The 12586-nt window shown below is 36.8% G+C and carries 14 protein-coding genes; 10 read left to right on the plus strand and 4 right to left on the minus strand.

Annotated elements, in window-relative coordinates; genetic code table 11:
- Positions 1-208 precede the first annotated feature (208 nt).
- From D9V35_RS08310 to D9V35_RS08335, 6 genes are all read left to right on the plus strand, one after another.
- On the plus strand, positions 209-1231 hold the full coding sequence (locus tag D9V35_RS08310) for an aspartate-semialdehyde dehydrogenase (RefSeq protein ID WP_110439081.1): 1023 nt from the start codon (positions 209-211) through the stop codon (positions 1229-1231).
- Positions 1232-1582: 351 nt separating this feature from the next.
- Complete coding sequence (gene sdhC, locus D9V35_RS08315; RefSeq protein WP_230873109.1) at positions 1583-2035, plus strand: succinate dehydrogenase, cytochrome b556 subunit; 453 nt, start codon at positions 1583-1585, stop codon at positions 2033-2035.
- A gap of 64 nt (positions 2036-2099) precedes the next feature.
- Complete coding sequence (sdhD, locus tag D9V35_RS08320; RefSeq protein WP_230873110.1) at positions 2100-2513, plus strand: succinate dehydrogenase, hydrophobic membrane anchor protein; 414 nt, start codon at positions 2100-2102, stop codon at positions 2511-2513.
- A gap of 27 nt (positions 2514-2540) precedes the next feature.
- Positions 2541-4352 carry a succinate dehydrogenase flavoprotein subunit gene (gene sdhA, locus D9V35_RS08325; RefSeq protein WP_122124100.1) on the plus strand — a complete coding sequence of 604 codons (1812 nt, stop codon included), beginning with the start codon at positions 2541-2543 and terminating at the stop codon, positions 4350-4352.
- 19 nt (positions 4353-4371) lie between these two features.
- Positions 4372-5154 carry a succinate dehydrogenase iron-sulfur subunit gene (locus tag D9V35_RS08330; protein WP_110439083.1) on the plus strand — a complete coding sequence of 261 codons (783 nt, stop codon included), beginning with the start codon at positions 4372-4374 and terminating at the stop codon, positions 5152-5154.
- Between the two features lie 34 nt (positions 5155-5188).
- Positions 5189-5851 carry a tyrosine-protein phosphatase gene (locus D9V35_RS08335; protein WP_408869342.1) on the plus strand — a complete coding sequence of 221 codons (663 nt, stop codon included), beginning with the start codon at positions 5189-5191 and terminating at the stop codon, positions 5849-5851.
- A gap of 13 nt (positions 5852-5864) precedes the next feature.
- Here D9V35_RS08335 and D9V35_RS08340 read toward each other — a convergent pair whose 3' ends face one another.
- A complete protein-coding gene (locus D9V35_RS08340; protein ID WP_122124102.1) occupies positions 5865-6368 on the minus strand; it encodes a helix-turn-helix domain-containing protein in 504 nt (167 codons plus the stop codon).
- A gap of 481 nt (positions 6369-6849) precedes the next feature.
- Here D9V35_RS08340 and D9V35_RS08345 point away from each other — a divergent pair, with 481 nt between their 5' ends.
- Positions 6850-7632: an NAD kinase gene (locus D9V35_RS08345; RefSeq protein WP_110439086.1), complete on the plus strand. Its 783-nt coding sequence runs from the start codon at positions 6850-6852 to the stop codon at positions 7630-7632.
- A gap of 26 nt (positions 7633-7658) precedes the next feature.
- Here the strand turns inward: D9V35_RS08345 and D9V35_RS08350 are convergent, their stop codons facing one another.
- The 3 genes from D9V35_RS08350 to D9V35_RS08360 form a co-directional block, all read right to left on the minus strand.
- Complete coding sequence (locus D9V35_RS08350) at positions 7659-8348, minus strand: response regulator transcription factor (RefSeq protein WP_122124103.1); 690 nt, start codon at positions 8346-8348, stop codon at positions 7659-7661.
- Positions 8349-8529: 181 nt separating this feature from the next.
- The gene (locus tag D9V35_RS08355; protein WP_122124104.1) at positions 8530-8967 is read right to left on the minus strand and encodes a hypothetical protein; all 438 of its coding nucleotides are present in this window, start codon (positions 8965-8967) and stop codon (positions 8530-8532) included.
- A gap of 30 nt (positions 8968-8997) precedes the next feature.
- Positions 8998-9255: a hypothetical protein gene (locus D9V35_RS08360; RefSeq protein ID WP_122124105.1), complete on the minus strand. Its 258-nt coding sequence runs from the start codon at positions 9253-9255 to the stop codon at positions 8998-9000.
- A 668-nt stretch (positions 9256-9923) separates the two neighbouring features.
- On the opposite strand from D9V35_RS08360, the gene D9V35_RS08365 reads away from it, so the two are divergent.
- From D9V35_RS08365 to D9V35_RS08375, 3 genes are read left to right on the plus strand one after another with little or no spacing between them, the layout of a single operon-like run.
- A complete protein-coding gene (locus tag D9V35_RS08365) occupies positions 9924-10118 on the plus strand; it encodes a DUF1656 domain-containing protein (RefSeq protein WP_110439090.1) in 195 nt (64 codons plus the stop codon).
- Positions 10119-10148: 30 nt separating this feature from the next.
- A complete protein-coding gene (locus tag D9V35_RS08370; protein ID WP_110439091.1) occupies positions 10149-11060 on the plus strand; it encodes an efflux RND transporter periplasmic adaptor subunit in 912 nt (303 codons plus the stop codon).
- The gene (locus D9V35_RS08375) at positions 11057-12586 is read left to right on the plus strand and encodes an efflux transporter outer membrane subunit (protein ID WP_122124106.1); all 1530 of its coding nucleotides are present in this window, start codon (positions 11057-11059) and stop codon (positions 12584-12586) included. The genes D9V35_RS08370 and D9V35_RS08375 overlap by 4 nt, the downstream gene beginning before the upstream one ends.

Consider the following 12586-nt stretch of genomic DNA (forward strand, 5'->3'; position numbering starts at 1 on the left):
AAAACCCTGATTAACAATTAGTATAAAGACCTTTTAAATTATTTCTAAGAAGAACATAGCTTCTTTTTTTTACCTAATAATTTTCTTTATTTTCAAACAATTTTGATAAAATTTATTTACATAAATAATAAAAGAGTTAAAATATTTGGCTGGTTTCTAAAGACTTCTTTAAAATTTATTAAACTTTATTATCTAAGGATTATATACTATGGGATATCGCATAGCCGTTATTGGAGCAACAGGGGCGGTAGGTAGAGAAATCTTGAAAATTCTGGCGGAACGTGATTTTCCAATTAAGGAAATTGTTGCCTTGGCTTCTCCACGTTCGGCAGGAAAAGAAATATCCTTTGGTGACAAAAGAATTCTAAAAGTCCAAAATCTTGAAACCTTTGATTTTAAAGGATGGGATATCGCTTTATCCTCTCCTGGCGCATCCATATCATCCGTCTATTCACCCAAAGCAGCCAAGGCAGGCTGTATCGTGATTGACAATACTTCCCATTTCCGTATGGAACCTGATGTTCCATTAGTGGTTCCAGAGGTTAATCCGGAAGATTTAAAGAAAATCAAGCGGAATATTGTTGCAAATCCAAACTGTTCAACCATTCAGATGGTTGTTGCCTTAAAACCTTTGCACGACCTGTTCAAAATTAAAAGAATTGTTGTTTCGACATATCAAGCCACAGGCGGGGCAGGCAAAAAAGGAATGGACGAATTATATATCCAAACCAAATCATCATTGGTTGGGGATTCCATTTCAATAAACAATTTTACCAAGCAAATTGCCTTTAACTGTATACCTCATATTGATAAATTCATGCCAGACGGATCGACAAAAGAAGAATGGAAAATGAATGTGGAAACCAAAAAAATTCTTGATCCAGATATCAATGTTTTTGCAACCTGTGTTCGGGTTCCTGTTTTTATTGGACATGGCGAGGCAATTACCATTGAATGTGAACGCCCCGTTGATCTTGCCAAGGCACAAAAAGCCTTACGCAACGCTGAAGGTGTCATTCTATTCGATAAACAGGAAGATGGCGGCTATATTACCCAGATTGAGGCGGCAGGAGAAGATGCCTCCTATGTTTCACGACTCCGTATCGATCCAACAGTTCCAAATGGCTTAGGACTATGGTGCGTTTCCGACAATTTACGTAAGGGCGCAGCATTGAATACAGTACAGATTGCCGAAAAATTAATAGAAATGAATCTAATTTCTAAACGGTAATTTTTAACCAACAGATCATAAAATTGATATGATTTGTTGGTATCGAAATTAAAAACATAAATAAATTAATGATTACCAATTTCACGTTTCTATAGCCATTAATCCAATTTATACAAATTAATTTGATATTTATTTTATTATCCTGAAAATTGTTATTATCATATTCTTATTGTTACTTTAGAAATAAAACAAAAAACTGTTTAGTCATCAAATAACAAAGACCCCGAATACTTCATACACAATCAATTGAATGTCCAAAAATTGACTGGATCAATCTTTTAGTGGGGTATAAAGTGCAATTAACTTAAATCGGTATCAGCCGTGTTATAAGGATTAATTAGGAAATCAAGAATGTCGGATATACGCAAAACTTTTTATGTAGGTTACAAAAGTGACGGATCATATCGAAACCGACCAATGTCGCCCCATTTACAAGTTTACAAACCCATTTTATCAATGGTCTTGTCAATCAGTAACCGCATTACAGGCGGTGCACTTTCCGCAGGAAGTGCATTAATGGTTGCTTGGCTGGTTTCAGCCGCAAAAGGACCAAAATCTTTTCAAAAAACTCAAAAATTTACAGGAAGTTTTCTAGGACAAATTATTTTATTTGGTTTTTCATCAGCATTCTTTCTCCATTTTATTGGCGGTATTCGTCATTTTATTTGGGATTTAAGTGGCAAACGTCTTGAAAAACCTGAAATTAATCAAGACAGTAAATCAGAGGTTATCGGTGTCGCTGCTTTAACTTTAGCTTTATGGACCATTATTCTTGGTAAAAAAATCAAAAAAAGAAAAAAATAGACAACCTTCGTATTGATTAAAAAATATCAAAATAATTTTCTATAAACAATTAGGAGAAACTCCAATGAATACCTCTGTAGAACGCCCCACCATTCTACGATCTTACCTTGGACGTATGCGTGGATTAGGGACAGGACACAATATTTTCGAACATTGGTGGACCGAACGCATAACCGCGGCAGGCAGTGCCCCTTTATCAATCTGGTTTATTATCCAAATGCTAAGATTGGGTGATGCAGATCATAAGGATGTTGTAAAATGGGCTGGAAAACCTACGAATACAATTTTATTACTCACACTTGTCTTGCTAACATTCCGTCATATGCAACTCGGCTTGGAAGTCATTACATCAGATTACGCACGTGAAAGAAAAAGATTGGCTCTTAATTACTGTATTAAAGGTGGGGCCTTATTTTTAGGTATTCTATCCGTAATTTCTATATTAAAATTATTTTTTACTGCATCCGCCAGTAAATAATTCAGCATTTAAAGGATATATATCGTAATGACTGATACTACTTTATCATTAAAAGATACGTATCGTATCGTGGATCATGCCTATGATGTCATTGTCATAGGGGCTGGCGGTTCTGGCTTGCGGGCAACATTGGGAATGGGTGCGGCCGGTTTTCATACAGCCTGTATCACAAAAGTATTTCCAACCCGCAGTCATACAACAGCAGCCCAGGGGGGAATTGCGGCTTCACTTGGAAATATGGGAGAGGATCACTGGCAATGGCACATGTACGATACCGTAAAGGGCTCTGACTGGCTTGGTGATCAGGACGCAATTGAATATTTATGCCGTGAAGCGGTTCCTGCCGTTTATGAACTGGAACATATGGGAGTTCCCTTTACCAGGAATAAAGATGGTAAAATCTATCAACGTCCATTTGGTGGACACATGCGCGACTTCGGAAAGGAACCCGTTCAACGCGCTTGTGCGGCGGCAGACAGAACTGGTCACGCTATATTGCATACACTTTATCAACAATGCTTGAAACACAATGTTGAATTCTTTGTTGAATATTTTGCTATTGATCTTATCATGGATGAAAATGGCACATGTCGCGGTGTTACGGCATGGTGTCTGGAGGATGGCAGTATACACCGTTTCCGTGCAAATCTGGTTGTTCTGGCGACAGGAGGATATGGACGCGCTTTTCAATCCTGTACTTCTGCCCATACTTGTACAGGTGATGGAAATGCCATGGTCATGCGTGCTGGCATCCCAACACAGGATATGGAATTCGTTCAATTCCATCCAACCGGTATTTTCCCAGCCGGCTGTTTGTTAACAGAAGGATGTCGCGGAGAAGGCGGCTATCTGACAAACAGTGAAGGTGAACGTTTCATGGAACGTTATGCGCCACATGCAAAGGACCTTGCTTCTCGTGACGTTGTCTCTCGTGCCATGATTGTGGAAATCAATGAAGGACGCGGATGTGGTCCCAATAAAGATCACATCATGTTACATCTTGAACATCTGGGGGCAGACCTTTTACACGAACGTTTACCTAGTATTGTTGAAACATCGCGCATTTTCTCCGGAATTGATGTAACCAAGGAACCCGTTCCTGTATTACCAACTGTCCATTATAATATGGGTGGTATCCCAACAAATCTTCAGGCCGAAGTTATTCGACCTACCAAAGACAATCCAGATGCAACCGTTCCGGGATTAATGGCAATCGGTGAATGTGCCTGTGTTTCCGTTCATGGTGCAAACCGCCTTGGTACGAATTCATTACTTGACTTGATTGTATTTGGTCGTGCAGCTGCCTTACGTGCAAAAGATATTCTTAAACCTGGCGCTCCTGTTGCTCCATTCCCTAAAAATGCCGGGGAAAATGCACTTGGCCGTTTAGATAAACTAAGATTTGCCAAAGGTGGAACCCGTGTGGCTCAAATGCGTGACACCCTGCAAAGAACCATGCAACGTCATGCAGCCGTTTTCCGGAACACTAAAAACATGGAAGCGGGCGTTGAAAAGATTAAGGATATCTGGTCTGGTCTGGGGGACATCTCTGTTTCCGATCAATCCCTGATTTGGAATACAGATTTAATGGAAGCCTTGGAATTCGAGAATCTATTGGCAAATGGTACCGTAACCATGGTAAGTGCAACCGCACGTCATGAAAGTCGTGGCGCACATGCCCATGATGATTATCCTGAACGTGACGATAAAAACTGGTTGAAACATACTGTTTCATATCTTAATGACAAGGGAGAGGTTTCACTTGATTATCGCCCAGTCCATATGAGAACTTTAACCGATGAAGTTCAGGTTTTCCCTCCTAAAAAACGGGTATATTAATCAGAGAAGGTGATGACTAATGGTTGAATTAAGACTACCCAAAAACAGTAAAATTGGAATTGGAAAAGTATTTTATGCCTCTTCACAGGCAAAAAATATTAAGAAATTTAGAATCTATCGTTGGAGCCCTGATGATAACAAAAATCCAGTTATCGACACTTACGAGGTGGATCTGGACAAAATCGGCCCAATGGTTTTAGACGCGTTAATTCATATTAAGAATGAAATTGATCCGACTTTATCATTCCGTCGTTCTTGCCGTGAAGGGGTTTGCGGATCTTGTGCCATGAACATTAACGGATTAAATACCTTAGCCTGTTCAAAACACATTAATGAATATGAGGGGGATATTGCAATTTATCCTCTCCCCCATATGCCCGTCATTAAGGATTTGATACCTGATCTTAATGGTCCATATGCACAATTAAGGGAAATTGATCCATGGCTTAAAGCTGATACCCCTCCCCCCCCCGATAAAGAACGGTTACAATCCATTGAGGAGCGTAAAAAACTGGATGGTTTATATGAATGTATCCTGTGTTTTTGCTGTTCAACCTCTTGCCCTTCATATTGGTGGAACGGGGACCAATATTTAGGCCCATCCGTTTTATTGGCTGCCATGCGTTGGGTTGCTGATAGCCGTGATGAGTATAAAGGCGAACGCCTTGATGAATTAGAGGATTCAATGCGTTTGTATGCATGCCGTACTATTATGAACTGTACACAGACATGTCCAAAAGGTCTTAATCCAGCTCATGCAATTGCTGAATTGAAAAGATTACAAATTGAACGTAAACTTTAAATAAGCTAAAAGATGAGTCATGAAAAAGAAATATATTTTTGACTCATCTTTTCCAAATCGTCGGGACTATCATATCGCATGGCTCAACAGCCTATTTGTTGATCATGCGATTTTTCGTTTATTATGGTCAAATTTTCAGACGGTTATTCCCGGTAAAGTGTATCGCAGCAACCATCCCACTCCAACCAGATTATTGAATTTAACAAAAAAATATCATCTTAAAACAATTATCAATTTACGGGGGAAAAGAAATTGTGGTTCTGATGCGCTATCCCGCCATATCAGTCATAAATTAAATTTAAAACATTACGACCTCCCTTTTGAAAGCCGTGGAGCACCACATACTGATCGAATTCTAAATCTTGCAAATATTTACAAAACTATTGAATTCCCTCTTTTAATCCACTGTAAATCTGGAGCTGATCGTGCAGGTTTAGTTTCCGCATTAATTCTTCTATTTGAAAACTACGATATTCATTCTGCAATGCGACAGCTTTCATGGAAATACGGTCATTTTAAATATTCCAGAACAGGAATTCTTGATGCTTTTTTTACCCAATATCTTCAGCAAACGCATGGAAAAGTGAAATTTTTATATTGGCTTCAATCCCAATATAATGAAAAGCAATTAAAAGACTCTTTCAAATCGAAAAAAATCTCCTCTTTTATTACAGATAACGTTTTACATAGAGAATGAAATATTTTTTAAATCATTCTGCCATAACCTTAATAAGATGTAGCAACTTTTTCCTGATTTCCTTATCTTTAATATGATAATACGCCTTTAACAAATCAACCGTTTCCTTATTATTCATAACATTCAAATCTGTAATTTTAATTTCCTCCTTAATGGCATTTTCCTTATCCTTGGTAATTAATATTTTTTTAACATCTAATGCCGTTGAAAATGATGGAGGAACCTGACTTTTATTTTCTTCGTTTCCGGTCAAAAACTCATCAAAGAAAAAATTAATCGGAACTTGCAAAAACTGTGCTATATAATAAAGTCTCGAAGCACCAACACGATTAAATCCTTTTTCATATTTTTGAATCTGTTGAAATGATAAACCTAAAGCTATAGCAAGTTTTTCTTGGGAAAAGCCCAATAACTTTCTTCTTAATCGGATACGGCTTCCTACTCGTTTATCTATAGGATTGGGAGGAATTTTTTTTTCTTTTGAAATACAGTTTGATAGCAATTCATTTGCTTTCATCAAATAATAAACTTTCACAATAAAATACTTGTAAAATCATATCCACAATAAATATTTATATTAAATAACTCTTTCAAAACATTATATATTACTAGACAAATATGATTGTTTACATTATTCTAAACTAATAAATATATATATATTTACATTCAGCCATAAAATATAATTTTAATTCAACACCATTATCTCTAATTGCATAATTTTTACCTAATTTATAAATATTAATAAATAATTAAATTGTTTACCTAAAATTAGCAAATAAATTTTAAATTTTGGTATATCAATCCTTTTTTAAGTATTATTCAGCTTACAAATCTATCTATTCAATCCAGTAGTTCTAGTAAAATTTTAATAATAAATTATATTTGATTTAATAATTTTGATTGATTAAAAAAGAAATTAATTAAACTAAAACAATATTGTTTATATGTTGCGTAATGTTTATAATTAATGAAATCTGTATAATTGCCGAGAACTATTTATGAGGTTTTTTGATAATCCACCCACAAAGTTTCATTTTTTATCCATGGATAAACCCGAGGCAATTCAATATAAAAATGACCTGGTAAAACAATATGGAAACGCAAGTATCGACCAAGCCGAAGTCATTATCTGTATTGGTGGTGATGGTTTTGTTCTAGAAACACTTCATACTTATATTAATTATCAGATTCCCATTTATTGTATCAATTTCGGTTCTGTTGGTTTCCTTACAAATCCCAAGATCAAGAAGGATCTTCCATCACTACTTCAAAAAACCCAACCAACTTGTCTTCATCCTTTGGCCATGTCAGCTAAAACAGTTGATGGTAAAACACACACAGCCCTAGCTTTTAATGATATATTTTTATACCGGCAAACCAGACAGGCAGCCAAAATAAAGGTGATAATTAATCATAAGATCAGGTTATCCGAACTGATTTGCGACGGTATCATTCTTTCAACACCCGCAGGATCGACAGCCTATAATTTATCAGCACATGGTCCAATCGTTCCCTTAAATTCTGATTTGTTACCCTTAACTCCTATTTGTCCTTTTCGGCCACGCCGATGGAGAGGCGCATTACTTCCTTCAACAACTCTTTTTCAATTCTTGACCCTGGAAGAAAATAAACGCCCTATAGCAGCTGTAGCCGATTTCACAGAGATACGTGACGTTGTCGAGATTACTGTCAAAGAAAACAAATCTATAAAATCTTGTTTACTATTCAATCCAAATCAAAGCTTGTCAGAACGGATTATTTCAGAACAATTTTCCGAATAAAGATTGGTGAAACATAATATCTATTTTCATTCACTATCCATTGTTGATTTACGGAAGATATAACCTTGTCCCCATATTGTTGAAATAAAATCTTCCGCACCAGCATCTTGTAATTTTTTTCTTAATTTACATACAAAGACATCAATAATTTTAATATCGGGTTCTACATTGCATTTGTATAAATGGTTTAAAAGTGCCGCCTTTGTAATTAAAGTGCCCCGTTGTAAAATAAGCAATTCCAAAATAAGATATTCCTTGCCTGTCAAATGAACCAATGCTTTATTAACGAATACTTCATGTGTTTCCAAATTGATACTTAATGCATCAATATGAATAATTTTTTTGGAAAATACTTTTTGGACACGTCTCAAAACCGCCTTGCATCTTGCAATCAGCTCATCCTCATAAAATGGAATTAACACATAATCATCCACACCTGCCTGAAAAGCTTTTATCTTATTTTCCAGATTATTTTGTCTGGAAACAACAATAATAGAAATCTTTTCATTTAATGCGCGCAATTCTCTAATGGTCGAAAAAAACAATTTATCCAAATTATTTCCTTCAACTATAATAAGATCATATTCATACAGATGAGCCGTTGATAATACCTCAATATCAAACGATACCCTATCGATAGAAAAATCTGTTACTTTAAGTTTTTGGTAGAATTCATGCTCTAAAAAAAAGATTTCTCCCATAAGAAGAACGTGCATACTTCTACTCCAGGTTATAAAATGAATTTAAAATACTACTATAAAGTGCATAAGTTTATAAAAAAAATCAACAAAAACTTAATAATGATAATGATAAATTTGGAAAAACAATTTTTTTTCAACAACTTCGTAAATAATGTTGAAGTATTTATTATAAAAACCCCAACATTATAAATAAAATCTATTCAGATTTTTTTCTAAATTTCTTTTTAATAAACTGCCATATAAAACTTCGTAAATATCCACCCAACGGCCCTGTAAGTGCAGTAATTAAAGTTGTCAGGGCAATTGAATCACGCAATTGCTTTAAATTATGGTTCCGAATCACCTTGGCTTCTATCTCTTCTTCACCAATTTTTGCCTGCAAGGCCAGATAGAAAAAGATACCAGCACACAAAATATCAAAAATTAGGATAATTAATGATGATCCCAAAAAACCAATATGAAACAACCAGCAACACAGCGCCGCCAAAACAGCATGCAAGGAAATTAAAACAAATAATCCAAATACTGCCCCTATACAGCATAACAGGATTTGCTTGCTTACTCTAATTGACTTTTTTTTCAAAAGCAGGAGCTCTGCATTCACTGCTGCTTTGCCAAATTCAACAATCTTCATGTATATAGACCATTTCTACAACAAATATTACTAGCGCGTCATCCGACCCAGTACAAAACCTATAATCGTGGAGATCAAAACCGCTTTGATCGGTTTGGATTGAACTTTTTTAGAAAGCTGCTCTACTTGTTCTTCTGCAACATCCTTCATATCATCCTTAATCTTATCTGCTTTATCTGCCATTTCAGCCAGAGCAGGATTAAGCTGTTCTTTTGAAGCCATGACATTATTTTGAACCTGATTTTTATTTTGCTTTAAATTTGTTTTTTTTTTCTTGCAAAAAAACATTTTAATTCCTTCTACATATCCGATAAAACTTGTTTCCAAGTTTAATATATATTTAAATTAATAATAATAAAAAAAGACAAGAAATATTATTTATTTTACTTTGAATAATGTAATAAGACTTAATGACAAGATCTAAACATACAATTAGATTTATTACTAATAAATGATATAACTCATAAAATGCTTTTTTTATCTATAATTGCATATTAAAATTACTTGATTTTAATATGCAATTTAATTTTTTCTATTCAAATTTTCCAATTATGGACCAAATATTTCCTTTCTATTTTAACCTAAATTTTATTTACTGCAAAACGCATTGTAAAATAAAATTAATGTACATATACAATGAAAATATCTTGACTTGAAAATAATTTAGGCATAATCCGCACGGAGAGCATTTAATAATTCTTGATTTATTTCCTTACTTAAATATGTTTTAAATGCTATCCATATCATTATCCGTTTCTATCATAAATGGATTATATTATAAACAATATTAGAGTTAATTTTTTAAATCAAATTGATTGATTCATGTTTTGTGCTTTAAAGAAAATTTTGTCCATAAAAAAAACAAATTTATATTACTCTTTTTTATTTTTCTGGGAATTTACAAACTATCCATTAAAAATTAGTAAAAATGTTTCCTTTTTTCTGAGTGCAACAAGATGATCGCAGAATTTGATTTTTTTGGTGTCTATATCGCCCCTTTTGTTGTTTATGCTTTATTTGCATTCGCCTTAACTGTTATTATCCGTTCTTTCCTGTGGAAAACAGGTTTAATAAAATTATTTTGGCATCTTGCTTTATTTGAAGTAGCTTTATATTTCAGTATCCTATGTTTGCTTATCTTATATGTATAACTTCTGACTTTAAGAATTTGTTTTTCAATCATGGCACCCATTAGTAATATCATCCGCATCATCTTGACCCTAATCATTGTAGCCATGGCTATAATTCTAGGGGTAGCCTTGTGGGACACTTACATGATTGCCCCATGGACCCGTGATGGTCGTGTCAGAGTATACGTCGTTAAAATCGCCCCGGAAATTTCGGGCACCATTGTACAGGTTCCTGTCAGGGACAACCAGTTTGTTCGCAAGGGTGATCCCCTTTTCGTAATTGACCCTTTACGTTTTAAAATCGCCATTCAACAGGCAGAGGCAAATTTGGAAAATGCGGAGGCCAATCTTGCCTTACAACGTCGTAATGCAATGCGTCGCAAAGGATTGGAAGGCATTGTTTCAACAGAAGAAAAAGAAGATTTCAATACAAAGGTTAGAACCGCACAGGCAAGTGTAGATACAGCAAAAGCAGCCCTGACAGAAGCCAAGTTAAATTTGCAGCGTTCCATACTTTATTCACCTGTCAATGGCTATATTACAAATCTAAATTTACGGGTTGGTGATTACGTCAATACAGGCAATTCATATTTATCCGTTATTGATGCCGATTCTTTCTGGGTCTATGGCTATTTTGAAGAAACCAAAATGTGGGGCATTCATGTCGGCGATGTCGCCCGGATCAAGTTAATGGGATATAAACAGATACTGCCCGGACATGTTGTCAGTATTGCCCGTGGTATCAATGACTCTAATGCCAACGCTGATAATTTTGGTTTGCAAAATGTTAATCCCATTTTTACCTGGGTTCGTTTGGCTCAACGTATTCCCGTAAGAATTCATATTGATCATATTCCAGACACGATCCATCTTTCCGCCGGCATGACCGCAACAATCAGTGTCGGCCCACAAACAAGTGGCAGAAAAGGAAAACTGGCCACCTGGTTACAAGATCATCTATGAGTATTTCAAACATGTTCCGTCTAAAATCTATCTTGCAGAAAGCAATTACATTTTCCTTGATTGGATTGAATGCCTGCACGGTTGGCCCCAATTTTCATCGGGATCACATGAAAATTCCGGAACAATGGACTGAAAAAGTATGGAAAAGACCAGCCACAGCCCAAGAGATTGTCCAGGCAGCGAACAACATGCGTCGTTGGTGGGAACAGTTTCATGATCCATTGTTAAATCAACTTGTTGAAAAAGCCATCCAGAACAATTATGACCTTCAGATGGCGGGACAACGGATTTTGGCCGCTCAATCCTTGCGTGATCAGCAGGCGTCTAAATGGTATCCCCAACTGGATGGTTCTGGCGGATTTGGATATCAGACATCTTCCAATACCTTATCCAGCAATATCTCGATATCAAAAGGAAATCCAAATAATGCCGTTATACGTCGTTATGGCGCGACATTCAGCTGGCAACTGGATACATTCGGTTTGATCAGACGAATGGTTCAATCCCAAGAAGAGGCTGTAAAGGCCTCGATCGAGGATAGAAGAGCCGTTCTTTTAGCCATGCTTTCTCAACTGGCCAATAACTATGTAACCCTCCGCACCATGCAGCTACGGTTACGCATAGCGGATGAAAATGTTGCAATCGCCCAGTATATCTATAATCTGGCACAAAAACAGTATATTGAGGGTACAGGCACGACTCTAAGCACTGCCCAGGCAGAAGCCGAGCTTGAAACCCAGCGAGCAAGTCGAGAGCCCTTGAAAACCAGCATTACCCAGATTACCCATACAATTGATGTTTTGCTGGGACAAACGCCGGGAACCACAGAAACACTTCTTAAGATAGAACAGCCTTTACCAGACTTACCCCCATTTCCACCCTCCATTCCTTCCATTGCCCTGGCCAATCGTCCAGACATACGTATGGCCGAAAGGCAATACGCCATGGCAACGGCAAATATCGGTGTTGCGGTTGCAGAACTCTATCCACAATTCACCATTGACATGAGTGCGATGCCAACGACTTCTTTTACCAGTCAAATGGCCAATATTGCCAGTCTGGTATCCAGCAGCTTTATCAATCTTTCCATTCCAGGTCTGCATGGTGGCCGCCTTAGTGCCGCAGTTAAGCAAGCGCAGGCTCAGGCAGAAGAGGCACGGTTAAATTACCGTCAAACAATCCTGACATCCCTGAAAGAAATCGAGGATGTTATCGCGGCCTGGGGTGATGATTCCGAACATGTTGATCTGTTGCACAAATCCAAAGTAAGCAGCCAGACCGCCCTTATCCGTGCCCAAAAACTCTATAAGGCAGGACTTACAGGATATCTGGATGTCCTGACCGCGCAACGTACAGCCACAAATGCCGCCAATGAAGAGGCTGTGGCCATTTTGGAACGTTTCCAGGATTCCATCAATTTGTTCACGGCCCTTGGAGCCGGCTGGCAGGGTGTGGATATAACAAAAACGGAACTTCCCATGACCATCGAACAACAAAATCTGTTAGCGAAACTGGTCAAACAATAA

It is taken from the genome of Commensalibacter melissae, assembly GCF_003691365.1.
In the GTDB taxonomy this organism is placed as follows: Bacteria; Pseudomonadota; Alphaproteobacteria; order Acetobacterales; family Acetobacteraceae; genus Commensalibacter; species Commensalibacter melissae.